This window comes from Aureimonas sp. AU22 (assembly GCF_001463745.1).
GTDB lineage: Bacteria > Pseudomonadota > Alphaproteobacteria > Rhizobiales > Rhizobiaceae > Aureimonas.
Genome location: NZ_BBWJ01000049.1, coordinates 84,318 through 110,110 on the forward strand (window position 1 = coordinate 84,318; position 25,793 = coordinate 110,110).

Annotated in this window: 19 protein-coding genes; 4 read left to right on the forward strand and 15 right to left on the reverse strand. The window is 61.5% G+C overall.

Annotated features, from left to right (window positions below; translation table 11 throughout):
- Window positions 1-203 precede the first annotated feature (203 nt).
- The 11 genes from AUL34_RS18960 to AUL34_RS19005 all read right to left on the reverse strand — a co-directional run bounded on the left by AUL34_RS18960 (window position 204) and on the right by AUL34_RS19005 (window position 18,344).
- Window positions 204-2,156: a methyl-accepting chemotaxis protein gene (locus AUL34_RS18960; protein WP_061937336.1), complete on the reverse strand. Its 1,953-nt coding sequence runs from the start codon at window positions 2,154-2,156 to the stop codon at window positions 204-206.
- A gap of 454 nt (window positions 2,157-2,610) precedes the next feature.
- Window positions 2,611-4,551 carry a bifunctional diguanylate cyclase/phosphodiesterase gene (locus tag AUL34_RS18965; RefSeq protein WP_061937339.1) on the reverse strand — a complete coding sequence of 647 codons (1,941 nt, stop codon included), beginning with the start codon at window positions 4,549-4,551 and terminating at the stop codon, window positions 2,611-2,613.
- Entirely contained in the window at window positions 4,548-5,093 is a 546-nt protein-coding gene (locus AUL34_RS18970) for a hypothetical protein (protein WP_061937342.1), read from the reverse strand. Before AUL34_RS18970 ends, AUL34_RS18965 begins: the two co-directional genes overlap by 4 nt.
- A gap of 402 nt (window positions 5,094-5,495) precedes the next feature.
- A complete protein-coding gene (locus AUL34_RS22440; protein ID WP_156421011.1) occupies window positions 5,496-6,182 on the reverse strand; it encodes a hypothetical protein in 687 nt (228 codons plus the stop codon).
- A gap of 1,030 nt (window positions 6,183-7,212) precedes the next feature.
- Window positions 7,213-8,547 carry an McrC family protein gene (locus AUL34_RS18975; RefSeq protein WP_082653500.1) on the reverse strand — a complete coding sequence of 445 codons (1,335 nt, stop codon included), beginning with the start codon at window positions 8,545-8,547 and terminating at the stop codon, window positions 7,213-7,215.
- A complete protein-coding gene (locus AUL34_RS18980; protein WP_244492646.1) occupies window positions 8,544-11,306 on the reverse strand; it encodes an AAA family ATPase in 2,763 nt (920 codons plus the stop codon). The genes AUL34_RS18975 and AUL34_RS18980 overlap by 4 nt, the downstream gene beginning before the upstream one ends.
- Window positions 11,303-14,788: a TM0106 family RecB-like putative nuclease gene (locus AUL34_RS18985; RefSeq protein ID WP_156421012.1), complete on the reverse strand. Its 3,486-nt coding sequence runs from the start codon at window positions 14,786-14,788 to the stop codon at window positions 11,303-11,305. The genes AUL34_RS18980 and AUL34_RS18985 overlap by 4 nt, the downstream gene beginning before the upstream one ends.
- The gene (locus AUL34_RS18990; protein WP_061937353.1) at window positions 14,742-14,987 is read right to left on the reverse strand and encodes a hypothetical protein; all 246 of its coding nucleotides are present in this window, start codon (window positions 14,985-14,987) and stop codon (window positions 14,742-14,744) included. Before AUL34_RS18990 ends, AUL34_RS18985 begins: the two co-directional genes overlap by 47 nt.
- Window positions 14,984-15,775, reverse strand: coding sequence for a hypothetical protein (locus tag AUL34_RS18995; protein ID WP_156421013.1), 792 nt, complete (start codon window positions 15,773-15,775; stop codon window positions 14,984-14,986). The genes AUL34_RS18990 and AUL34_RS18995 overlap by 4 nt, the downstream gene beginning before the upstream one ends.
- A 121-nt stretch (window positions 15,776-15,896) precedes the next feature.
- Window positions 15,897-18,020, reverse strand: a complete 2,124-nt coding sequence (locus tag AUL34_RS19000) for an AAA family ATPase (protein ID WP_061937359.1) — start codon at window positions 18,018-18,020, stop codon at window positions 15,897-15,899.
- A 45-nt stretch (window positions 18,021-18,065) separates the two neighbouring features.
- Window positions 18,066-18,344, reverse strand: coding sequence for a DUF4258 domain-containing protein (locus AUL34_RS19005; RefSeq protein WP_061937362.1), 279 nt, complete (start codon window positions 18,342-18,344; stop codon window positions 18,066-18,068).
- Between the two features lie 94 nt (window positions 18,345-18,438).
- Here AUL34_RS19005 and AUL34_RS19010 point away from each other — a divergent pair, with 94 nt between their 5' ends.
- Window positions 18,439-19,440 carry a YafY family protein gene (locus AUL34_RS19010; protein ID WP_192845793.1) on the forward strand — a complete coding sequence of 334 codons (1,002 nt, stop codon included), beginning with the start codon at window positions 18,439-18,441 and terminating at the stop codon, window positions 19,438-19,440.
- A gap of 52 nt (window positions 19,441-19,492) precedes the next feature.
- On the forward strand, window positions 19,493-20,149 hold the full coding sequence (locus tag AUL34_RS22035) for a metallophosphoesterase family protein (protein WP_082653502.1): 657 nt from the start codon (window positions 19,493-19,495) through the stop codon (window positions 20,147-20,149).
- Window positions 20,150-20,167: 18 nt separating this feature from the next.
- Here AUL34_RS22035 and AUL34_RS19020 read toward each other — a convergent pair whose 3' ends face one another.
- Entirely contained in the window at window positions 20,168-21,403 is a 1,236-nt protein-coding gene (locus AUL34_RS19020) for an MBL fold metallo-hydrolase (RefSeq protein ID WP_061937371.1), read from the reverse strand.
- The gene (locus tag AUL34_RS19025; protein WP_061937374.1) at window positions 21,403-22,335 is read right to left on the reverse strand and encodes a hypothetical protein; all 933 of its coding nucleotides are present in this window, start codon (window positions 22,333-22,335) and stop codon (window positions 21,403-21,405) included. Before AUL34_RS19025 ends, AUL34_RS19020 begins: the two co-directional genes overlap by 1 nt.
- A gap of 151 nt (window positions 22,336-22,486) precedes the next feature.
- Between AUL34_RS19025 and AUL34_RS22040 the strand changes: the two genes are divergently transcribed.
- The gene (locus tag AUL34_RS22040) at window positions 22,487-23,515 is read left to right on the forward strand and encodes a hypothetical protein (protein ID WP_082653503.1); all 1,029 of its coding nucleotides are present in this window, start codon (window positions 22,487-22,489) and stop codon (window positions 23,513-23,515) included.
- 16 nt (window positions 23,516-23,531) lie between these two features.
- Here AUL34_RS22040 and AUL34_RS22045 read toward each other — a convergent pair.
- Window positions 23,532-24,253, reverse strand: a protein-coding gene (locus AUL34_RS22045) for an IS5 family transposase (RefSeq protein ID WP_244492647.1) whose coding sequence is annotated in 2 segments (ribosomal slippage) — window positions 23,532-24,040 and window positions 24,040-24,253 — 723 coding nt in all. Because the reading frame shifts where the segments join, the coding sequence is not laid out codon by codon here.
- Window positions 24,254-24,341: 88 nt separating this feature from the next.
- On the opposite strand from AUL34_RS22045, the gene AUL34_RS22050 reads away from it, so the two are divergent.
- A complete protein-coding gene (locus tag AUL34_RS22050) occupies window positions 24,342-24,605 on the forward strand; it encodes a MucR family transcriptional regulator (protein WP_274532666.1) in 264 nt (87 codons plus the stop codon).
- 322 nt (window positions 24,606-24,927) lie between these two features.
- Here the strand turns inward: AUL34_RS22050 and AUL34_RS19045 are convergent, their stop codons facing one another.
- Window positions 24,928-25,791: a sugar phosphate isomerase/epimerase gene (locus AUL34_RS19045; protein WP_061937381.1), complete on the reverse strand. Its 864-nt coding sequence runs from the start codon at window positions 25,789-25,791 to the stop codon at window positions 24,928-24,930.
- Window positions 25,792-25,793: the final 2 nt, after the last annotated feature.

The following is a 25,793-nucleotide window of genomic DNA, read 5'->3' on the forward strand; positions in this document are numbered from 1 at the left end:
CGCAACACCATCCGCTGCCGACCATCGAACAAGTGCTACGACATGATCGATGACTTGGATTTGCCCGGCGAAGGCGTGCGTCCGCTTTCCTACTTATCGAGGTGGATCCAGCTGAAAACTGTCCGTCCTCAGATTGTTCGTATGGGCAGCGAATGGCTGCCCATACCAACCGACGAACGGCGATCCGCTTCGCTGCCTTATCTTCAGAACTCTTCCCAGCCGTCATTGGCGGGCGCGGCTTTGGCGGCAGCGCTTCCAAGGCCTGTCCTGCGAATTTGCGGCATCGGACGCACGGACGTTTGAGCCGGCACGACCGGGCGCCTGGAGGTAGCCGAACTGGATCCCTGCGCAGTCCAGCCGGTGGAGCCCTGCGTCCCGCTGGTGACAAATCCTGCTACGAGGCCGCCGAGCTGCTCGGTCTCGTTTGACAGCGCCTGAGCTGCCGCTGTGGTTTCTTCCACCATCGCCGCGTTCTGCTGGGTCACCTTGTCCATCTGATCGGCCGCAACGGACACTTCGCGTAGCGCCACGGCCTGATCACGAGCCGAGCCCGCCATGTCGGCGATCGTCCGCGCGACGCTGCCCACCTGGCTGACGATCGCCTCCAGGCTGAGGCCCGAAGCCGTCACTAGCTCGACGCCCGAACTGACCTGGGTGCCCGACACGGAGATCAGCGCCTTGATCTCTTTTGCCGCCTCCGCCGAGCGCTGGGCAAGGCCGCGCACCTCCTGCGCCACCACCGCAAAGCCCCGGCCCGCCTCGCCGGCGCGCGCGGCCTCGACGCCCGCGTTCAGCGCCAGAAGGTTGGTCTGGAAGGCGATCTCGTCGATCACCCCGATGATGTTGCCGATCTTCTGCGAGGACTGCTCGATCTCACTCATGGCTGCGATCGCGCGAGACACCACCTCGCCGCCCTTCTCCGCCTCGCGACACGCGATGCCGGCCGTCTGGCGAGCGGCGTCTGCCTGTACGGCCGTCTCGCCGACGCCCCGCGTCACCTGGCCGAGCGCGGCTACCGTCTCTTCAAGGCTGGCTGCCTGCTGTTCGGTGCGCTGGGAGAGGTCGCTGGCCGCGATGGTGATCTCCGACAGACCCGAACGCATCGCCCCAACAGCGCCGATCACTTGGCCGATCGTATTCTCGAGCTGCACGACGGACTGATTGAACTGGGTACGGATTGGCTCGAACTCCGCGGCCACAGGCTGGTCCATGCGCACCGTCAGGTCGCCCCTCGACAGACGAGCGAAGCCCGCCTCCACGTGATGCACGAAGGCGCTGAGGTCTTCGGCCTTGGCGCTGTCGATCGCCGACTGGCGGTCGCGCTGCTCTGCCTGCGCCCGGCGACCTGCGTCGGCTTCCGCGGACAGACGCAGCTTCTCCAACCCCGCCTGCTTGAACACCTCGACCGTGCGGGCCATTGCTCCGACTTCGTCGCCGCGCTCCGCACCGCTGACCGTCACATCGAGATCCCCCGCGGCAAGTCGGTCCATCTGCCCGCGAAGCCGCGACAGCGGATCGGTGATGCCGCGCGATGCCATGAGGCCTGCCCCGACCATGCCCAAAAGCAACCCGGCCAGCGACAGTCCGATCGTCGTGTAGATGGTCGACCAGGTTTGCGCGGTCAGCACGTCCGAGTGCGCCGCGTTGTCACTCAGCATCCGATCGCGAAGATCCTGGTAGCGCGTGGCGAACTGCGAAGCGGTCCCGTCCATGGCAGCTAGGACAGCTTTGTCCTCGTCACCGCGATTTTGGAGCCCAAGGTTGATGGCGTCACGGCCTTTGGTGGCGATCTCATTGACGTCGGCTGTCATCTCCGCAAGAGCAGCTCCGTAAACGGGAACGCTCGCACCGATCTCTTCTAGGAACTTCCGAGTGGCTTCCATTTTCACGTCGAAATTTGCGGAAGCGGCTTGGGCCTCGTTGCTCCGGCCGTCGTAGGCCAGGACCTTGTAGGCTGAGTAAGCCGCGTCGCTGACGTTTCTTCCGGCCCGAGCCAGCTTCACCACAGCCGGATCGTTCACGTCGACGATGGCGGCATAGTCGGCTCCGATGCGATTCATCTGGATCGCGCTGTAGGTCGACAGACCCAGCCCGATCAGACTGACGGTCGCGATCGCGAGAATGAATTTGCGGAAGATACTGGTGTTCTGAAGCACGGTGCGTAGGCTCCCAACGCGATGACCAAACGTCATCGTGAACGGGTTAGCCGCGACACATTTACCGAACGATAATTTATCGCGTCATGAGGTTCGTTACGTAATCCCAGACCGACGATCTCGGACGGCAAATTGCCGCACGGTTTTCGATGGGCTGCGAAACGTCTGTCACCTTGGGTCGATCCCCGTGAGCGAACGTAAGCTATGCGGAAACCGACCCTGACAACCAACGGAAGCGGTCCATCCGTTTCCGACCCACGCGAGTCTTTGACGGGCCTCGTATCGCCGCCCGGGAACGCACTTCCACCTGGTTCCCAACCAGTTATGCCCCCCCAAGTGGGATCACAGATTTTCTGGAAACCAACACGGAGATGACCACCAATCGGCAAGCCTGTGCGATGGCGATGAGTGCTCGTTCCGTCTCAGAACTGAACCGTGAGGGCACCCACGCAGATTAGCAAAAAACGGCATCGAAAAAAGTCGAGGTGTCAGCTGATGTCGGGGCTTGCGTCTGATGTGCTTCACGCGCCAAGCGTTCCAGAGCCGCTGCTTGCGTGAGGGGGCGATCGAACAGGTAGCCTTGGCCCAGTCCGCAGCCCGCTTCGGCCACGAAGACGCGATGGTCTGCCGTCTCGATCCCTTCAGCAACTACGCCCAGCCGAAGGCGACGCGCTAGGGCGCAGACCGCGGCGATGATGGCTGAGCTGTTCTCGTTGACGCGGCAGCTCTCCACGAACGAGCGATCGATCTTGAGCTTGTCGAAAGGAAAGCGCTGGAGGTAGCTGAGCGACGCGTAGCCGGTTCCGAAGTCGTCGAGGGCGATCCGGCATCCAAGATCTCGGAGCGCTTGCAGCGTCCGGATCGCGATTGCATCGTTGTCGACCAGCGCCGTTTCGGTGATCTCGATCTCGAGCCGTCGAGGCGGAACGCCGTGCTCTGCCAATGTGGCCGAGATAAAGGGAACAAGGTCAGCATCGGTCAGTTGACGGGCCGATATGTTCACCGCGATGAAGACGTCCTCGGACCACAGGCGTGCGGATCTAATCGCCTCCCAAAGAACCCAGCGACCCAAGTCCAGGATGAGACCACTCTCCTCGGCCAAGGGGATAAACCGAGATGGCGGCACGGAGCCGAGTTCCGGATGATCCCATCGCACGAGGGCCTCGAAGCCTAGGGTCCTATCAGCCTGAAGGTCGACTATAGGTTGGAACTGGAGATGATGTTCGCCGCGTTCCACGGCACCTCGCAGATCGTTCTGCAGGCGGTGACGGTCGAGAAAGGCCTGCTTCATTTCAAGTTGGAATTCGGTTGCCCGGCCGCGACCTGCGACCTTTGCCGCATAGAGAGCAAGATCGGCATCCTTCAACAGGGCGTCCGACGACTGTACCGGCTCGCCTGCGTCGGAGGCACGCAGACCCAGCGTAACACCGACCGGGACATCGCGCCCCTGGAGGGAGATCGGCTGCCGCATGAGGGCTAAAATGCGCTCGCAGGCCGCCCGGCTCCGTCGCTGCGTGTCATCCCCCTCGTAGAGGACCGCGAACTCGTCACCGCCGATGCGTGCCACCAGCGCTGCATCGGGAGCGGCTCCGGTCAGGCGACGCGAGACATAGCCCAGCACCGCATCGCCGACGTCGTGCCCATACGTATCGTTCAACGTCTTGAAGTGATCGACGTCGATAAGAACCACGGCGCAACCACGGTCCGCCGCAAGGCGGTCGAGACGCAAGCCGAACTCCAGGCGGTTCGCCAGACCCGTCAACGCATCGGTGCGCACAGTGCGGTCGAGACGACGGTTCTGCCTTAGAACGAAGATGACCAGAGCAGCACCGAACAGGACCAGCATGAGCGTTACTGCGCACAGGCTGGCGAAGACGAAGCGCAGATGCGTTTGCGTTCGGGCCACCTCGTCGCCGGCCAGGGCATGGCTGCGGGACGTCATGCGCGCCAACGGCTGCACGAGCGGATCGAGGGTAGCGAGGGCGTGTGCTGCAGCGTCTGAACCTGGCATCCGTTCGAGCAGCGGCTCTATCTGTCGGATCGCTTCGGCAAGGCGCGGGATAAACTCGCTTCGCATTTCCGCGATCGGGAAGGTTACGCTGTCCAGAAGGGTCGTGCGGTTCTTCAAAATGGCGGCGCGCAACTCCAGTTCGTCAAGATCATTCGCGCTGTCGGCTCTAGCGAAGGCCAGTTGCAGCCGGAGGAGCTCCGAAAGCGTCTGCGCTGCATCGAAGGTTCGATTGTAACGCGACGCCTCATCGATGCGATGCTGATAGGCGGCGGCCAGAACGGAGACCGCGACGGCGGTGACGGCGAGTAGCGCCGTTACCGCGATGAGGCCGAACCGCAGCCGATGGAAGCTGCGCGGCAGCGTCAACTTCCCCTGGTGGATCATGACGCCACGACGATCTCGGTAAGTTGCCAGACGGCACGGCTGTAATAAACCTGGTGCTGCGTGTCCGGTCGCTGATCGAAGGGGAAGACCAGAAACACCGGTCCCTTGTCGCTAACCGGCATGGGGACCCCGTTCTGCCGGGTTGCGAACAAGCCGTCGCCCATAACGATATCGCCGGCCTTCGCCTCTACCACATAGTCGTTGAGCGCGATGAGTTGCAGGTTCTCACCACGTGCGCCGACCGCTGCGAAGAGATCACGGGCAGCGACGCCTGAGAACTCTACAGGAACGTCGTGCCAGGGGGTCGTGGTGACGAAGCGGGTCTGTGGAAGGGCATCGAACGCTGCGGCGTCGTACGAGACTTGACCTTCACTACCAGCATCGCCGATCGCTCCCCTGACATGCAGCAAAGCCCTTGCCGCCGTAGCGTGTAAGGGAGTCAGGAGAACCGCAGGTAACGCGGCAAGAACTCTGACGACTTGTCGGCGACTCAGCATGGCGAACTCCAAAAGCGAAGACGCCGACCAGTAATCCACACTCATTAACTCAATACTTAACACTCTCACCGGCTGTCGAAGGTCTACCCTGCTGATAATCATGATTGATTACCACTCAACCGCGGCGATAGCTGTGACGATCGTTAAGCGTTTAACTCTGCGCTAAAGATAACCAATTGGCTTGCAGACACAAGTGAAACTGGGTGGGAATGTCAGCTAACATGACCTATTGGTGAAAAGTGGGCCGGCAGCTACACCGACAAGCCGATCGTCGTCAAGAAAGCGGACGCTTATAAGTGTTCTAACAGTTATCGATCCATTTCACAGTCACTGGCGCAAGACGTTCTGCTTCTCGAAGGCTGACCATCAACGACCGCGCGTTGGCACTGCTACATACTGCTCCATCAGTTTCTTTCTCCGGTTTCAAGGACAGCGCAGCCTCACGCCTCACGGGCCATCCATTTTCAGATGACTCTCGTTCTCCGACGTCTCTTCCAAGACTATCCGGTAGGTTGCCTTCGCCTCGCGCTCGTTCATCACCTGACGCACACGAGCTACCTCGGATGGATCCGCTACTGGTAGCGTAAAGGGCCTTTTGGCTTTGCCGTTTTTAGAAGGACGAGCGTAATGTGTGGAAGCTGTCGCGTCCGTCGCATGCCCAAGCAAGGCAGCGAGCTCCTCGCGCGAGCAAACGCCGCTGAGGCGAGCGTCCTTTGCCGCCGCTGCAAACATATGCCTGGTCGTGTAGAAACAGGGGAGCTGGCTCCGACGCGGCCATAGCTTTGATGTGATTTCGTGTAATTTGTCCCGCCACATCTTGTAAAGCGCCTCCCACTTGCGCGCTCGCTCGTCCGGATCGCGGGGTAAAAGCTGATCGAGATGCGTCATCCATGCGGCGATGACGTCCACCTCGGAACAAGCCTGCTGCCAAATCAAGGTTCGGGTTGGTCCATGCGCGCGGCCGTTGCTATTTTTCCCGTTGACGACTGTCAGACGACGTTCTCCCGAAACAGGCTCGATCGTCAGATGCGCGTCTCTCCATTCGGATGGGCGAAGCCCGGTATACAAACCCGCTGCAAGAAGAAGGCCGATCGACCGAACATGCCGGCTTCGGCTCAAGGCTAGAGTTGCCATGAGCCGATCCCAATCGCCTGGAGAGACGGTCTTTGCCTTCTTGGCAGAGGTCCGCCTCGGAAGAGGCTTGGAGCAAACTCGATCTCCTGTCGAACCCGTCGAAAATGGAGACCGTGAGGCCAACAACAGACTAAGGGCGTGCAGACTGTCCTCTCGTTCTCCATAAGTGAACGCTTCATCCCGGAGCCGCTCGCCAATCATGAAGGTAGAGGCGCTGCGATACTGGCGAAACGTCGCGGCATCCAGGTCATGCCGTCGCCCGATGAGCCAGTGAGCGTAGGTTGTGGCGTCCAAGCGATTATAAGGGTTTTGGACACCAAACTGCACCCATAGACGATCATAGCATTTCCGATAGCTTGCCTCCGTTGACGCGCTCCGAGTTGGTTCAGACACGGACGAAGCTGCCGCGAAAGGAGCGGTGCGCCTGTCCCCCGTCACAGCGCAACCTCGATCTGCCAGTGCCCACTTTCATCCTGTCGGGTGCGCCAAAAATTACACCACTCCGGTACAGAACTGCGAACTCTCGTTCGAGCTTGACACGGTGCCTGAGTGGAATAATCGGGCACGAACGCCAATCAATTGCGGGTGCCGACGCCAAGACCGAATCAACTTCAGTCAAACACGATCACCGCGCTACGACCCAAACTCGAGGCTTACCGGTGCGCAAGATGATCCAATACCCGCCGCGCTTCGTGGAGGGACTGGGGCGTGAACCGTGTAAGCGCGTTCCCAACTTTCAAGCCGGCGACGTTGAGGTTTGAATTACGCGGTCTGTCTGGGGGATAGAATTCCTGCGGCAGGTCGCTCAGCTCGTTCGGATTAGCTACGCTAGCCGGCACCCAGATCGGTAGTTTACTCGCAGTCGACATGTCTATGGCGAATGGCGTTCCAGTCGGCGTTACGAAGGTTGCGATGTATAGCGTCCCTTGCGGCTTATCGGGATGGCGTCGAAATCTCGCGTCGGCCTCGCCGACCAAGGCATCGCACGTGGGGTTCTTGATGGTGTTCGCCATGGACTTGTACTGCAGAGTTATCGGGGAGGTTGCATCAGGGTACCGAGCAGACTAGACAGCTGACGGCCCGTATCATCGCGAGCGACGTCGACCGTGCCGACACTGATGGTCCGTTCGGTCCCATCGGAGATCAGATAGGTCGCGAGCGCCGCAGCGGCTTCGCCACCGCAACGCTCGTGCCAAGGGTAGAGCAGAAGGATCGGGGCTCCATAGAGGCCCGCATAGGCCATCATCTGATAGATGTCCGCCTGTGATATGCCGCGCCTGGCGTCGTTCGCAGGGTGGCTCAGACGCTTCCATTTGGTGTCGATAACGATGCGGGCGACACCGTTCCGTCGCAACAAGAGGTCCGGCTTCGTTGCGAAACGCGACTTTCCGTTGCCAATTTCGGTGACGCAGTGGCGCAGGCCTCCTTGTACCGCCATCTCCCAATTTGCGGGCAGAACGCGAGCCAGCCGCCGTGCCACGTAAACCTCGAAGAGGTCGTTCATATCGAACAGCAGTGCGGTGCCTTTGGCTTGGCCCGATCCCGTCGTTTGCCAGAGACGCGCGAGAAGCAGGCGCGCAAGCTCGACGAGGTTTCTCCACCGCATATTCGAGCGGTCGAACCGGAGCATTTGCCACGGCAACAGAGCAACAGGCAGAGCGGATACGTCGGCGTAGGCGAAGGCCAGTTCGGAGAGAAGGCGCTGGGTCTCGTGCCTTTGCGCAAGTGGCCGCAACGCACGCACGGTAGCGGCCATGATCTGGTTCAACGCAATATCCGGCGAGAGCTCATCGAAGGCGCAGGCGATACGCTGTGGCGTCGCCGCCAGACTCGAGAACTGGCGGATCACGTTGAGCTTGCCGCGGAGCGACGCTCGAACCTCTTCATGACGCAGGTAGGATCGCGGCAGGCCCCCACGCACCTGTTCGGTGAGCCTGGCCGCGAACAAGCGGATCAAGATGTCGAGCAGCGTTTCGTCCTGCGATCCATGCTGCGCGGTGTCCCCTGCGAGGATGTCGATATCGAGCGCGATACCAAGCATATGGACGAGGCGTGCCCGGACGGCAGCATCGTTCGCCAAATGATCGATCTTCGGCAGAATCTCGAGTGAACATCCCGCTGCCGCAACCTGTCCAACGTAGCTAGTTGCCCGAAGATGGTAGCGACCGTGCTCTAGAACGTTCCGATCCGATTGGCCGTCATGGGAATCGAAGGGCAGGTTTCGGTTCTGCCAATCGTCCTTGCATCCCTTTATCCCTACCGCCCGCACGGCCGAGATCAGGGCCTCGGCATGGATCGGAGAGATTGAGTCGTCGATGGATCCGAGAGGACGCGACTCCCATTCACGCATTCTGTAGTGCTTCATGACGGGAAAGCACTGTCCATCGCGAACGTGTCTTCGTTGGGCTTCGCCGAGGATATCGCAATCGCCCGCTGGTAGGCGGCTGCTGTGAAGGATTCCTGCGGCAGGATGCGCCAGCTGCGTCGCGCCTCCGCCGCTCCGCCCCCGAAGGGAGAGCGTAACTCCCGGGATTCGAGAAAGCCCGGAGCCCTGCCATCGGTCTGTCCCAGAACGGCTGCGACGCGGGAGAAGTCCTCGAAGAAGTATTCGCACAAAAGCGGAATGACCTTGTGGGCCATCACCGCGTCAACATCCGCCTTCCTCCTGCATCCCATGAAGAAAGCGTGCCCGATCTGGCGCTCCCGATCGAGAAAGTACTCGATCCGCTCGTTGATGGCTGTGAGCAACCCCTTGAGGTCGATATCGTCCACAACCTCCAAGAGAGACGGATCAGGTGTCATCTCCTCGAAGGTGAAGCGACGACGCAATGCCGTGTCGAGAAGAGCAATCGAGCGATCGGCCGTGTTCATCGTGCCAAGGATATGCAGATTGGCCGGAACCCCGAATTTCTCGTTCGAGTAAGGCAGTGTGACAGCGATGGCTTCGCCCATGCCAAGACGCTTGTCGCGCTCGATTAGCGTAATCAATTCGCCAAAAACCTTGGAGATGTTCGCGCGGTTGATCTCGTCGATGACGAGAACGAACTGGTCGACGCGGGCAGACCCCGCCGAACCTGTCTCGAAGGTGTTGGGATACGAGGGCATCTCGCTGCCTGTCGCAAGAGCTGATGGCGAAGGCCCTGCCGCGAGCCCGGCGCTTGCTCGAGGGTCCATCGCCGCTGCGATGGCATCGGTCCTTACGCCTTCGCGGTAGCGAAGAACCGCTTCGCCGCTCTTGGGATCCTTCACATGGAAGTGGTTGGTAGACACGGCTGCGGGAAAGACGTTCCGCCAGCTGACTGGGATCCTGTGCTGATAGCCGTCTGGATCGGAGGGATCGTAGCGGTAGCCGCCCGCGACCGTTCCGATCGCGCGCGTCAAGTCCCGGCCTTCCTGCAATAGGACGACGTCTCCGGGCTTCATCTTCAGCAACGTGGCTGCGTCATAGGGCTCGCCCGATCCGGCTTCGGTTCCGTGAAGCTCCCGGACCGCGGTGCTGGTGGGCGTATGGATTGCGGCCGAGAGATCCTTGTCGCGACAGGCATTTGTCGCGACGAAGCCGTCGTTCAGGGAGCGCTTTACCATCGCAACGTCGTGGAAGTCTGGACCGTACCCCACCCGGAAGAATTGCCGGCCTTTGTCAGCTGCATTCGAATCGGCGGGATGATCGGCTGTTGGCGGGAGTGTTAGAATGGCGCCGGCCTCCGGCTCCGAGACGGTGCTGAGCAAGCGCTCGAGGGCAGCCTTCTTCAGGTTGGCATCGGCGACGCGATAACAGCTGATCTGCGTGAAATCGCCGGAGCTGATTTCCGAGACGGGTAGCGGGTTTTGAAGTCGAAGGCGCCAATCGACAGCGCGACGGTGGTGATAGCTGTTGCCGGCGTTCGGCTCGAAATAATAGTCGCTCTTCACGATGCCGATGGCGCGAAAGCGGTGGTTGCCCTGTGAGACGACGATCACGTCGCCTTCGTTCATCTCCCTGAACCGCCAGAGTTGGGCGACGTCTCCGCGGTTTCCGCTTGCCTTTTCCTCCCCCGGCTGCTGGCGCCACCGGGCTGCGACCTCGTCGTACGTTCGATACTTCGGATCGGACCAATCGATGCTGCCACCCCAGCCGAGCGCAGCAAACGAACCTCGAATGGCATCCTCGAAGATGTCGTCCTCGATACCCGCGCGGCCGAGGCTCATCTTGTAAACCCTTCGACCTTCAAGAGAGAACTCGCCATTGCCGCGTTCGGCGACAGCTGGCGTCAGCGGTGACGGCGCGGCGCGAGGTACCGTCAACGCCTGTTCCGCGAGTTCCGAAAGGGTTCGGAAAACTCCCGCCCTTGGGACGAGTTGGAAGCCGGCGCTGCTCGCGGCACCTAGTTCCGTGCCGGCTTCGTCAACGGTCCCCGCGGACGTTTCGGGACGCAGTCCTTCGACGAAATCCTCGTAGCCATAGGACTGGTGGAAAGTGACGAAAGCGATCTGCCCCTTCTCTTCAAGCGCACGATAGCGTTCGTTGACGGCACTACGGCTGCTGGGAGCATGGCCATCAATGAGCTCTACGGCACGCCGCCGTGCGGTATAGGTTTTGCCTGTTCCGGGCGGCCCGTACAGAATGATGTTTTGCGGTTCATGAGTGCCGCTTGGCACGTGGACTGTATCTACGGTTTCGTCGTCCACGTTGACCGCATCACTGATGTCCTCTTCGTCGCTCTCCTCCGCAGCAAATTGATCCGGCCAGTACGGACCGCGGCTTATATCCTCCAGGGGCCTGCCCGCCGGCCGTATGGCCTCCAACCGCTGACTAAGATCAGCTGGAATCTGGCCGCGCAAGTTCAAAGGAGCTTTGGTTGGTTCGTAATTCGAAGTTGCGCGCCTGTTAAACCCTAGGTAAGCGTTGTTAGAGTTGTAGTTCCGAATTAAACCGCAGAACCTGCCTTTTACTCCATCCTTCTCCTTCCGACCGAAGCGCAGTTGTGGTCGCTGACTTGGTCCGATGATCCAATACCAATCCCAATTGGCATCATGCACCTCTCGGACAATCTTGATAAAATTGGAGCGTACGGTCTGCGACCATTGCTCCCCGATCGTATTTCCGTCTAGCTCGAAGCGCTTTAGAAGTTCCTCGTCGGTCACAGATGATCTACATGGTTCGAACGGGCATAGGCTTCCGCCCAGCACAACAGATTGGCGAGTTTCATCTCTTCGACGCTGCCTGCAACCATGTCTAAAAGACCGGGCGAAGCGACGAGGACGGCGAGGCAGCGAGCGCGGCTGAGCGCAACGTTGAGGCGATTGCGCGACAGAAGGAACGAGGCGTCGCGGGGCATGTCGTCGGCTCCCGAGGTCGTCATCGAGACGATGACGACCTCGGCCTCCTGACCTTGGAATTTGTCGACCGTGCCGACGCGAGCACCCTCCGGCAAAGCATCACGCAGCCGGTTCACCTGCATGTTGTAGGGGGCCACGATGAGGATGTCCGACAGGCCAAGTCTGCGACGCTGGCCCTTCCGGTCGATCACCTCGTGAAGGAGCGCGTTGGCGAGAATCGTGCGGACAACTGCGACCTCCTCCGGCGATGCCTGGCGGTTGCCGGCGTGGATCACGGGCACAAAGCTCAGCCCGGTCGGCTTCAGCGACGGATGAGGTTGCTTTCCTAGAACAAGACGCTGGTTAAAGCAGCCGGCTTCTGCAAGAAGCCGACCATTGTAGACCGCGTCCGAGATGAATTCGCAGAGGTGCGGATGCATGCGCCATGTGCGTGAGAGAAAGACGCCCCGCTCGGGCGGTACGACGCTTGCTCCTGCCAAGAGGTGATCGAGTCCCGAGATGCCGCTCCTGCGCGGATGAGCGCCCTGGATAGGCTGGCTTAATTGCATGTGGTCGCCGACCAGCACGATCGAACGTGCACTCGTCGCCATGGCGACGAGGTTCGCCAACGAAACCTGTCCTGCCTCGTCGATGAAGAGCACGTCGCGGCTGCCGCGCATTTCAGGCCGTGCGAACAGCCACGCAGTTCCGGCTACGACCGGGCTCGTCGGATCGATCTGACTGTTGGAGGTGACGCTCCGAATATATCCAAGCCCAGAGAAGCCTTCGCCGCCGCCGTCCTTCTTCTGTCCGATGATCTCGACAGGCCGCCCCGCCTCGTCGAGGCGGCTTTCAAAGGCATGGAGGACATTGTCGATCGCCTTGTGACTGTTCGACGCGATCCCAACCGTTTTGCCTGCGGCCACGAGCGAGGCGATCAGATGAGAGATTGTGTAGGTCTTTCCAGCCCCAGGTGGCCCTTGGATAGTCAGCCAAGATCGATCGAGACCGAGCACGGCGTCACGCGCCGCAGCAAGTGTGCGCCCGGGATCGTCGCGATCACCGGGAGGCACGATAGCCTGCCCGGTGGTCCGACCCGCAATCCGGGGAGCGTCGCCCTTCAGGAGGGCAGCGATGTGGGGGTAGGCCGGGCTTTCCGCAATCATGTCGGACGCAGCGTCGCTAACGGCTTGGCGAAGGACGGAATTGTCGAGCGGGCCGCCTGGGATGAGCGACAGGAATTGCGGCAGTTCGCCCTTGGGCACCCCCCGTTTCAGGACGATCATGCGTGCGGCTTCGTCGAGCTCGAGAATGGTGCCCGCTGTCTGCCCTGTTTCAGCGAGATACACAGCGTCGCCCGGTCGCAGCTTGGTGTCCTGTTCCGGGTAGCGCATGCGGAACGTGAAGCTTTGCTTCTCGCGCCCGATCCAGCCATGGCCGTCCGCGATGCAGGCGCCGAGGCACTCCTCGTCCTCGCAGAGCTCTTCGGCGTCCCGGCCAAGACGATCGAAGTACGCCCACCAGACTGGCTTGTCTTCGCGTCGATGGAACCCGACGAGGTCAGCCATCAACTGACGTGCACGTCCTTCGGGACTGTCGGGGTCGTGCGCCCCGACCAGGCTCGCCGATAAGGCGGCATCCGCCTTTTCCTGCGCCTCGCGGGCCTGCTGCTGTTCGATCTCGCGCTCCGTAGGCTGGGTCGGCGCCGCACCGGCCGCCGGCCACAGGCCTGTCGGTCGCGCGAGTTCAACGAGCCAGTCCCGCAGGAGCAGCGTCGAAAGGCAGTCGTCGCGATTGTAGTCGCGCAGTGCATCGAGCAGCGAACTCTCTCCGGTCTCCCGGAAGCGATCATAGATCACGAGACTGTCGCCCCCGGAGGTGACCTCCGTCTTCCGCCGGCTCATGTAAAAGCGCTCGAGGTTCTTGATCGAGTAGCTCGGCTCGCCCACCCGGACCGCCTCTCGGACGACACGGTAGAGATCGACAAGCCGCTCTGCGCGCAGAAGATCGTCGACCTCGGTTTCCATCACACCATGGAGCGACGCGAGGCGCCGAAGTGCGGTCTTCTCATAGGGCGCGTAATGGTAGAGATGCGCCTTCGGGTGGCGCGCTAGATGCGCCGTCAGGAAGCGCGTCAACTCGACGAAGGTTCGCCCCTCTTCGGCGCGGTCATGCGCCCAGAAGGCCCGGAACGTCAGATCAGGATAATCCGGCACCGCCTCGTCTCGCCCGCCGTCCGGTTCACGCCAGAGAACGCCGCAGAGATACTCGAGGCCGCCCGGATGCATCGGGTCGCCCTCGAAGTCGAAGAAGAGGTCGCCCGGATCGGGCGCGGGCATGCGGTCAAAGCCGAGGCCAGGACGGTGCGGCAGCAGTTCATGCTTCGGCATGCCCGACGCTACGCTGTCACGTTGCAGCCGCGCCTGTTGGACCAGGCGAGCCAACGTTTCGGCAGCCATGCCCTTAACGGCGGCCCCCTCGATGTCCGCGAGGCTGGCCGCGGTGTCGATCCCTTGGGCCCGCAGCTTGGCGATCTGCAGACGGGAGATGTCTGCGACGCGTGAGAGATGGTCAGTCGCCTCCCATCGCTCGTCGCAGACGTCTGCCCAGGAACATTTGCTGCAGAACCCGCACGGATCGGGGGTGAAGGCGGGGAAGGGAGCCGACGAGAAGGCTTCGAGGCGCCCTGCCGCTCGCCGGACGTAATGGCGAACGTGTGCGAGATCGAAGCTCTCGATGGCGTAGGGCTCGGCCGCCGAACCTGTACCGAACATAAGATGGCCCCGCTCGGCCACGCGCCCCTGCACATCCTCCAACATGTCGGCGTAGAGCGCGATCTGCAGAAGCTGCTCCGGCTTGGCCGAACGCGAAAGCTTCGCGTCCCATGGCTCGTAAGACCAGGCCCAGCGCGCGCTCGGCTCGTTGATCCGGACGAGGAAATCGGCGTAGCCGATCCAAGGCGAACGTCCGAGGGCAGCCTGATAGATCAGCGGATGGCCACGGGCCATCGCCTCGGTCGTATCGGCAAAGCGGTCCTTTGCAGTGCCGGAGATCTCGCACTCCACGCCGTACAGCGAACGCAACGCAGAAAGGCAAGCGGACTCGTGTTGCAGCCCTTTTCGGAGCACGAGTTCGGCCTGCGGATCGACGTCTTCCGACGGCTTTTCACGCAGACCGGAACGCATCTCCAGTGACCAGGCGACGGACGCCCGGCAGCCGAGAAACGCGCCCGCTAGTGTTGGTGACAGGCGATGGGGCTGCTCAGTCAATGGCCCAGCCTGCATCGATGAGTTGTTGCGCGTCGGCAAACATCTCGATGTCTCCTGAGCGCCGGACGGTCAGCTTGAGCCGCCCACCGATCAGATCGCTGATCGTAATCGCTCCGAAACGCCCGTCGACATGCTTGAACGCGACCAAATCTCCAAGGGACGCGAAATCGCAATCCTCGACCGCTTTGCGTGTCTGCTCCCATAGTTCCGAACTCCAGACTTCGCCAGTTGTGTTCATTTCGGTGCTTCCAGCGTGGACCAGACTGCGATCGGGCCTGGCAGAAGGTTGGGCTTAGCCTGCGTGAAAGCGAGGAGGTCGGCCTCCGAAATGATCTGCACATTGGGCGGCAGCGGGCCTTCTCCATAATTTCCCGAAGCGGCGAAGAGCAGGACGGTATCGACCTGCTTATCCGACGAATACTGCGCGGCCGGCAGAATGGTGTCACCATTCTTGACTTGAACGCCGGCCGTTCGGCCGTCGGCGCGAACGAGATTGCATTCGTAACGAGGCGTGTTGGGCGAATGGCTGCTCAAGACGACCCGCCAGCCGTGCTCCTGAAGAAAAAGGAGCACGAGGTCTTCAAGTTCAAAAGCACTCAGCGTGTTGACGAGCCTACCCTTCGGACGAGCGACTTGGACGCCGCCTGTTTTCGATGCGAACAGCCAAGAGGTATAGTCCGAAACGAACGGCTCCCAGATACGACACAGGGACTGACCGCGGGAGCCGAAGGCTGCTTTCACCTTGCCGGGAACCTCGACGTCATCGAGCCTACCGCTGCCCTCGACGGCAAAACGAACCGGCGCAACGTGAAACATATCCTGCAGTTCGGCCCAATCGCCATATCTGCGATGAGGTGAGCCCGTTACTTGAGCGAGAAGAAAAGCTCCCTTCTCGTCACGCGTCCAGATGAAGTCACCCTCTCGAACCTCACGCATCATGAGGTGGACGGAGGTGTGCTTTTTCCCGTCATGGTCTAGGATGTGGCGCTTGAGATAGTCTTCCGTCGACTCATTCTTCAATTCCACCAGACCCTCCCCACGGTATCCAACGCCAAGGATCCGGTTCTCGATGCAGTGTTCCACGACTCCGCGTGGATCGAGGTCCCAAGGACGCAAGTGAAGCCGCCAAATTGTCATGCCGTTCCCCCTAGAACCCGATGCGGCCACAGCCGACGCTTTTGGCCTCGACTTCGCTCGCTAGCATCCTACCGATTTGCACTGGACACCCCTCGCGCATGATCTTTGCCTTACGCGCTACGATTGAAAAGTCACCCTGTGTCATGGGGTGCAATCGTTCCACAGAAGTTGGTGCCGAGGTGCCGAAGACGCGCTCAAACGTCGAGGCGATCTGAGTGGGCGTCAACGCCTCGAACCGAACCTTAAAGAGAAACCGGCGCTGGACCGCCGGGTCGAGGCGGACCGCAAGATTGGTCGTGGCCGCAAAAGGCAGCGGATGGCTCTCCATCCAAGTCAGCATTTCGTTGACTTGGCTCACCTCCCAGCCGTGTCTCGCGCCGGAGCGGTCGCCGAGCAGGGAGTCGGCCTCGTCAAATATCAAGAAGCGCTTTGTATCGGCTGCCTCGTGAAACGCGTCCGCGATCCGCTTCTCGCTCTCTCCGACGAACATCCCGAGAAGGTCGGAGGCACGCTTCTCCAGAACCTCCATTCCAAGGCGGGTCGCCAGATGACGTGCAAAGGCGCTCTTCCCGGTGCCGGGAAGGCCCGAGAACAGAAACGAAAGGGGGCCAGGCCCGGCCAGCGCCACTCTCCGCTCTATCTCGGCCAGATCCTGGTCCGCGTTCGATAGAGAGGCATCGAACCCGATCGGACCGGGAATGGCGAGCGCGGGCCTATCGCGACCGGCGACCCGCAGGAGCGAACGTGTGACAGCGACGGCCGCCTCCCCCGGCGCCGCTTCATTATGCCCGACAAGAGACGCAGCACGGATGCCGGCTTGCAGCAGCGCGGGTGACGCTGGAAGAGCGGCGAGCGCGGCGATGTCATGATCCGCGAAGGCGACATCGTGAGCCCGGGCGTGGCGCTCGACGATTCGTCGGCGCGTCGTCATTTCCGCCTCGCGGAACTCCACGGCCGTCAGCATGCGGCGTAGCACCGCCGGCCCCATGCGGTCGGGATGATTGGTGATCCAGATCATCGGGACCGGACAGGTCTCGACCACACGATTCATGAAGACCTTCGAGCCCGTCCGATTCGAATACTTCTCGTCATCGACTCCGGTGAAGATATCGTCGGCCTCGTCGATCACGAGAATGGTTCGCCCTGCTTGCTTGGCGAGAGCCGAAGCGAAGGCGAGATGAGCGAGACGGTCGGCTCGCGTGGGCTCAGCCATCCGATGAGGTCCGCGACGATCGGAACCCACCTCGCCGATGAAGACGACCTGCGCCTCGAGTTCGGCAGCGACCGCACGGGCGAATTCGGTCTTTCCTGTGCCCGGCTCGCCATGGAAGAGAAAGCTCGCCCCCGATACCTTCTTCTGAAGAGCGCCATCGAGCAAGGAGAGAAAAAGTTCTCGCGCTGAGCCCAGATGGTTGAAGTCCGACATATCGAGGCTGGACGGGGTGAGTTCGCCGAAAAGCGAGCGTCTCATCGCCTCCTCGCTCGTCGTGCGGCTTGCAAGGATCGCAGTGACGGGTGCCGAGAGAGCAACGTCGAAGCCGCCTCGGTCCTCAAGGAGACCGAGTTGAAAAAGCGCTGTCCGGCAGGTACCGAGGAGTTGTGTATCGCGCTCCGACAACCCCGCCATGTGCGCGGCATTCTTGATTGGCACCTCGTCATCATCGCGCATGCATCCGGACGCAGCGCCGATCAGTTCGCGGAACCTTGGAACCTGCGTCAGCCGCGCCACGGCGCCCAGAAGCGAAACTTCGGCGGGTTCCAGGTTCAGCGTTCGACCGATCCAGTCGACGCGGGACTGGAACGCCGACGCCTTGGGCGCTGACTCCGTGAGTTCTGGCAGGTTTCCCGGAGTGAAGCGCAACGTGTTGCCAAAGCTTGAACGTCGAGCGCTTTCGGCCTCGCGGATCCAGCTATCGATCGGGCCCACGCGGAAGCCGAGAAGGCGACGATGCGACTTGTACCATTCGATGAGCTCGTCGGTGATCTCGAGTTTGCTCTTGCCCCGATCGGGCCGCAGGACCGTCAGCGCGTAGCTCCGCAGTACGTGCTTCTCGTACGCGCCGAACGGCAGATCGACGAATCCGCCAAGGGAAGCAGCGAATGAACGTCGAGCGCGATGACGTCTGAGCGGCATGGAATCTCCGTCTAAGGTGGTGGGAACGTCAGTTAGAAGATGCGCTCAGTCGCGCAGGCGACGCAGGCGCTTGGCCACAGTGACAAGCGTCCCGTCGTCACCGACGACGACGTAGGCATCGAGGCTCTTCTCGATCCGGGCAAAGGCCTTGGCGCCGAGCTCGTCGCGAGCGCGCCGGCGGGCGGTCCGGTCCATGAAGTAGAGGTCGGCGCCATGCGATCGCTTTCGCTCGCCAAAGCTCAGGAGGGTCTCGACGGTCTCCTCACGAATTCCCCGCTGGTTCATGCGTGCCGCCGCGTGACCGCTGGTGTAGAGCCCTTCCATACCTTGTCTCCGACTGAATTGTCCGCCAGTGGAGAGATAGAGGATGGGGGCGACGAAAATGGTCGTCCCATCACTGAAGGACGGGAGATACCTCATGAGCTATGCCAAGGCTGGCGAACTGCTACGGCTCGCCCTTGACCTGTCAGCCCGCCACAGCGGAATGACGCTCTCGGAGATCGACCAACGCTGGGGCGGAGGAACGGAGGCAGCGAGAAGGCGTACGCAGCGTATCTTGAGCGAACTGCAGGCTCTATTCCCGGACGCTTACGAGGACAGGACCGAACCGGAGGGTAAAACGGTCTGGCTTCGGCGCGGCCGCATTGTGGATCTATCCGCGATCGGCGCGCGCGATGTCGCGGCCCTCGAGCGCAGCGTCACCTCCGCGAGGACGGCTGGAGACCCAGGCGATGTCGAACGGCTGGAGAAGGTTCTGGCGGTGGTCCGCATGCTGTTGCCGGACAAGATGCGGTCACGAGTGGAAACCGACATCGAGGCGATGCTGCAGAGCTACCACCTCGCTGCCCGTCCAGGACCTCGGCCGCTTCAGGACCGGGCCGTCATCGAACCTATTGGTGATGCGCTTCTCGCCATGAAGCAAGTTGGCTTCGACTATCGCGGCACCGGCGGCGTCAAGCGTCAGGTCGTTCACCCCTACGGCCTCATCACGGGCCATCGGACCTACCTCGTGGCGCTTACTGCGAAGAGAAGGGAAGGCGAGCCAAGCCTCTGGCGCCTCGACCGGATGGCGAATGTGGAAATGATGTCCGCGCGCTCGCATGTGCCCGAGGGGTTCTCACTCGTCGATCACGCCAAGCGTGCATTCGGCGTGTTTCAGAACAAGGATGAGTATGGTGAGGTCGTCTGGCGCTTCCTGCCGGACGTAGCCGCGAACGCGCGCGGCTTCCGGTTCCACCCGGACCAGACCATCGAGGAGAACCCCGACGGATCGCTGACCGTTCGCTTCCACGCTGCCGGCCACCTCGAGATGGCTTGGTTCCTATACCAGTGGGGGGACAAGGTCGAGGTCGTCGAACCGGCCGCTCTGCGGGCTCTTGTTGAGGACCATCAACGCACCGATTTTCCGGCTGCGCCATGAGAGCGCCTGCCGTCCGCTCGTGGCGTGTCGGCCAGCGCAATGGAGACGGCGAATGACTCTGACCTACGCAATCGGCGACATCCACGGTCGCGACGACCTGCTCGCCCCGGCTCTCGACTGGATCGATAGCCATGGTCGGGGAGAGAAGGCTCGTCGCATCGTTTTCCTCGGAGACTACGTCGATCGAGGTCCGAACAGCGCAGCCGTCATAGCCAGATTGATAGAGGGTCCGTTGCGGTCACAAGACCGCTACGTCTGCCTGCGTGGCAATCACGAGCAGATGCTTCTCGACGCGCAGACTGCGGCGGAAGGCGCCCGTGATTTCTGGCTCGCCAACGGAGGTGATCAGACGCTCGCGTCCTATTCAGGCGCTTTACCCGCCCGCCACCTCGAATGGATAAGTGCTCTTCCGCATTTCTTCGACGACGCACGCCGCTTTTTCGTCCATGCCGGCGTTCGTCCAGGACTGCCGCTCGGAGAGCAGAGCGAACGGGACATGCTCTGGATCCGCCAGCCCTTCCTGATGGCCGAACACGATTTCGGCCTTCACGTCGTTCACGGACACACGCCGGATCCCGATGGGCCGGATCTTCGTGTCTTCCGTACCAATCTCGATACGGGCGCAGTCTGGACGGATCGGCTTTGTGTCGCAGTCTTCCATCCTGACATCCCGGGCGGCCCGGTCGAGATACATATGATCACGGTTTGAAGGACGGAGGCACATAGATCATTGCAGCACCCACGGCTCGCCGTCGCCAAGCCGGTGAATCGCATCAAAACCATGTCCTTGGGCGTCCCAATTCTGCCCGTGGACCGGCACGACGACCTTGGCGGACATGGCCGCCGCAAAAGCGCGCAGATCGTCGGAGGACGCATGGCCGCTCGTATGCAGGTAGGCGAGTTTCGCCCCACCGGCTCGGCACCATTCTAGCGGCTCGGCGTAATAGGCTTCTTTCAAGTAGCCGCGCCACATCGAGTGATTGAAGGCGTCATCCTTCGTCGGATGAAGCCCGGCCCGCGAGTAGTCGCGAATAAGAGATCGGCGTATCATCACGACTGCGTCGGCCGGAACGTTCCGCGCAGCGACACCATGGGGCACCATGCGCGAGACGAACTCCTCGCGCCCCTGAACCACATAAAACGTCCGCAAACCCGCTGTCACGACGACTTTCAGATTCGGAAATCCGGCACGTGGCAGCTTCGTGCCGTCTGCGATGCGGTCAAGAACATCAGCAGTGTAGAGATCGATCACCAACGTGCGACCGGTTCGCTTCGCCGCACGGTACAGCGTCACCGTGCGGTCGATGTTCTGTCCCGACCAGGCAACGAATATGCGGCCTCGTGTCCGACGGAAGAGCGCTGCGAATTCGCCCTCGAGTTCGGCCTCGGTCGCCGTCGGCTTATCCGTTCCCAGGTTGGTGCCCTCGCAGACGAGGACGTCGACCTCTTTTGGTGGACGGGCGATCAGCGCATCAACAAGCGAGGACTTGCGTCCGTGCCGACGGAAGTCCCCCGTGTAAAGAATGCGCCGTCCGGCCCCTTCCACGAGCAGCATATAGGCGTCGAATGCACTGTGATCGGTCAGAATCGGAGTGACGGTGAACGGGCCAAATCGGAGTGGTGCGCCCCGGCTCGTCCAGGTCCGCAATCCGCGCGGCGCCGAAGTCTTTGCCATCTTCTCGGAGATGGCGATAAGCCGCGCTGAGGCCTGTCCCGTCCAGACTACCCAGTCTTTTGGCAACTCGTGCAGCAACCCATGATGATCCTGATGCGGATGGCTGACGAGGACCGTCGCGGGTTTGACCCTATCCAAGCTCGCTGGCAACAACCCACTCGCCCCCACCGGCGCGTCCAGCGGGCGGCCGGCGTCGAGGACGAGACGCGCGCCGTCTGGATGGGCGATCTCGATGCAGCTTCCGCCGATTTCCCGCGTGCCGCGATGAACGGTGAGCGTCAGGCTCATCAAATCTTGATGTCCTTCGCGTCGCCGACCAGCCGCACGTTCTTAATTTCCTTCTCCAGCTTGGTGCGATGGTCCTTCCAGACCTTGCTGTCGCGCTGTGCAGCATCGAAGCCGAAAACGATCAGCCCAACCTGCGGCTCGTCGCCAAGACGAAGCTTGGCTTTTCCAGTCCCGACGTCCACGATCAAGGGCGAGAGTTCCCGCTTCCAACCCATCTTCTGGAATGCCACGAGATTGGCCGCAACGCGGGTCATGCTGTCCTCGATCGCTTCCCGTTGCGAGGCAAGGATGGTGCGATAGGCTTTGATCTGTTGGCAAACCGGGGCAGAGTTATCCCCGATAGCCCGCAGTTCGCCATTTCGATAAGTCTTCGCCTCCCAGAAGACGAGGCGCGCATGATCGCCGTCCTCCTCAATGGCCGCCAAATCGACCCGCGGGGCGTTCCAGGGATCTTCGTCGCCCTCGATCACATGCCGACCGGGGAAGGCGATCTCGACGTCAATGACCTTGGCATTGCGAATTGCGATCTCATGGCAGCCACGCTTCTCGTCGCCCGAGAACAACGCGGCTGTCTTCTTCAGCTTCGAGAGCGTACCCGTATTGCCGGTTCCGCTATTGTAGTAAGAGATGAGCCCCCGCTCTTTCAGGACAGCAGTTTCGAAAGTTCCATCTTCTAAGAGCGGCACCTGAGCAGCCAGTTCGGGATCTGTCAGGAATTTCTCGTGCGTCGTCACGCGGAGCGAGCCGTTCGGGCATGAGACATTGAAAATTGCCTGGCCCTGCCAGTAGACGTTCAGGCTCCGACCACGAACTGCGATGATGAGCTTCGGATCATTGAGGACATCGTGCCACCAACCTGACTGTTCGGCCTGCTTGCGTAAGGCCTCGATGAATGTGGGCGTCAATGCGTGCTCGAAGCTCGTCGTGTTCATGTTGTTTCGATCTCCAAAAATTTGTCGGCGTCCATCGCACGGCGAGGCGACAAAAACTGACGCCCCTATCTGAAACAACGAGATTGGCGGGTCGCTGAAGGGGAAACCAGTCAGTAGATTCCCGTTCGCACAGAAAACGGAGAAGTGCAGGATGGACTGGTTCGAGCGACTGACGCATTTTCGGGAAAGCACCTACGCCGAAACGCAAGCGCGGCTCTCTGTTGTTAACGGTCGACTCTCCGTTAACGGAACGGACTGGAGCTACGGTGTTGGTCGTCTGACGCTTCCGTCCCTTTCTGAACTGCGGATCAAAGCGAACCGCGTCCACCGAGCGGGACGATCCCGCCTTTCCATCGTCCAAGGCGACGTCCGAGCCCTGCATGGCCACGAGGGAAACCAAGGGGCGCTGTTTCAGGTCGCGTCGCAGTTCAACATGCTCGAAATGGTCGGACCGGATGTCACGCCGGAGGATGGGGTCACCCGATATGCTTACGATCGAACACAAGGCCCCGCCTGCGCAATCGCGGCCGGAGCTGCGACGATCTACCGAAACTATTTCGCTCCGGTTGCCGACGGCATCGGACAAACGGCCGACCGTCAGCTCGACGGACTTGCCGATCTGGGCCGCGAACTGGCGCAGCGTCTGAACTGGATCGTCGAAGACCTCTGGTGTATGCAGAATGGATATGCTCTGCCGACCGCAAGTGGGCTGGCTGCTCTATCAGGCCTTCTCGAAACTCTCGACGAGAATGAACGGGACGCGTTACGCGGTCTTATGCAGTTCGGCTTGCACCAGGACGTAGAGGTGACGGACGGACCTCTGCCTGGGCAGACCGTCAGTCAAATCTTCTGCTCGGCCTTGCCAGTTGCCTACTGCCGGCTGCTAAAGGCGCATTGGACATCGTTCGCACGTCTCGTTTTGGAGGCGGCCTACGAAGCAACCCTTCTTGCCGGCGTTTTGAATGCCGAGCGCGGCGCATCGAATCGAATTCTGCTCACGCGTCTCGGAGGCGGCGCCTTCGGCAATGCCGACGAATGGATCGATGACGCGCTCGTTCGGGCAGTTCGAATTGTCGGCGAGCGCGATCTCGACATCGTCGTCGTCAGTTATGGCCTGCCAACGCAGCATTTTACCCAACAACTTGCTCGGACGGGCTTGCTAAAAACTTCTGGTGGCTAGGGTCAGGACTCGTAGTTTAGAGCCAGAACAGGACGGTGGCTGCTAGCGCGATGGCAGAGAAGAAGACGGTCGGACAGCGATCGTAGCGTGTTGCGACGCGGCGCCAGTCCTTTAGCCGCCCGAACATAATCTCGATGCGGTTGCGACTGATATAACGGCGCTTGTCGTGGCGTACGGGTGCATTGCGGGACTTTCGGCCTGGAATGCAGGGTTTGATGCCTTTCGCCTCAAGAGCGTCCCTGAACCAATCGGCATCGTAGGCCGATCGCCGAGCAACCATTGCGCCTTGGCGCAGAGCGTCCAACAGCGCGACTGCCCCGGTGTAGTCGCTCACCGGCCCAGCGGTCAGGAAGAAGCTCAGCGGGCGACCGTTCGCATCGGCGACAGCATGGAGCTTGGTGTTCATGCCGCCCTTTGTCCGACCGATCAGTCGTCCAAGCCCCTTCTTGACCGCAAGGCTCTTTGCCGTGCGGTGAGCCGTCAGATAGGTCGCATCGATCATGACGGTCCTGGGATCGGCGCCGACTGCGGCAGGCCTTCCATCATTCGGACGAAGACGCCCGCTTCACCCCAACGCTTCCAACGGTTGGTGAGCGTCTTCGCGGGCCCATAGTCCCTGGGCGCATCGCGCCATCGCAACCCGTTGCGGTTGCCGAAGATGATGCCGGTGAGAACCCGCTGGTCGTCGACACGTGGCCTGCCGTGGCTTTTGGGAAAGAACGGACGAGGCCGATCCATCTGTTCGTCCGTCAGTCAGTACAGATCGCTCATATCCAGCCCCCCGGACGGAGCCTGAATCAGACGGCACGCCTCAAATCAATGGGTCCTGACTCTAGCCACGCATGGCCTGACGCCCGACACCTATCGCGAGCGGTACAGCCTGAAGGCGGACTATCCGATGGTGGCTCCGAACTATTCGAAGTTCGGTGCTGAAGTGGCGAAGCAGTTGGGGCTTGGACGCAAGCGCTCGGCGACCGCAGATGCGGTAGCGCAAGAAGCCACAGCTTCTGAAGTCGCGCCAGTTCCCGCGCCCATGGCGAAGCCGAAGGGCAAGCGGTCAACCAAGACATCTGCCAAGGCAGATGCCTGATAGTTGACGACTGGTCTCGTCCTTTCGAAAGGATCATTCCGACATTGGAGATAGGCCGCACCTTGCGGTCCCCTCCCGATCCCTTCCCTCGCCTGCCGCGTGAAGATCAACATCCACCAATGATGGGATGTCGATTCGCGAGAGGTTCGCATGCTCACGCTTAGCATCCTGCCGCGCGTCATTGAATCAAGCTCATCAGGGTCTGGTCCAGCCGATCGACGCCAAGGAAGCAGATACCCGGAAGCGGTTCATCCGCTTTCGACCCTTCCCTGACGTCCCGGCTACGGTTCCGACATCACGAAGCGGACATTCTCAAATGACCTCATCGAACGTTCTGCAGATACGTAGGCGGTCCCTGGACGATCGACGCGACGCAGTCGGCGAGGATGCGATCGGGTGGGTGCTTCCAGACCCTGTGGGAAAACACCTCCACTTCCGTCAGCCCGCGATAGCCTGCGTCGCGCACGAGGGCACCGATGCTTTCGAGGTCGATGACCCCTTCGCCTGGCAGGCCACGGTCCATCAGAAGATCGCCTGTCGGCACGAGCCAGTCGTTGACGTGATAGGCAAGGATGCGCCCTTCCCGGCCCGCCCTCGTGATCGCCTCCGGCAGTTCGGGGTCCCACCAGGTGTGGTACACGTCGATCGCGATCCCGAGATGCGACGTTCGGGCGGGATCGAGAAGCGTACACAGGTCGAGCGCCTGCCGGATCGTGTTCACGCAGGCCCGGTCGGCGGCATACATCGGATGAAGCGGCTCGAGCGCCAGCGGCACGCCGAGCGTCGTGGCTTCGGCTAGGAGATCCGCGACGCCATCCTGAACCTGGCGCCGGGCGCCGGGCATGTCGCGGCTACCCTCCGGCAGCCCGCCGACGACCAGAACGAAGCATTCGGCACCGAGGCGTGCGGCGTCCCGCAGGGCTCGGCGATTGTCATCGACGTTGGCGGCCCATGCCGCCCGCGAGGTGCCGGGAATATACGTGCTGCGGCAATAGCCGCTGACGCGCAGCCCCGCGTCCCGGATGCGCCGGGCGATCACGTCGACATCGCCCCCCTCCACCTCGCGCCGCCAGGGCGCGATGCCCCCGAACCCGGCTCTGGCGATCGCATCGACAGTCTCGCCGATCGGCATCTGGTAGCCGAGGGTCGCCGTGTTGACGGAGTGCCTATCCAGCGACCGCGGCATGC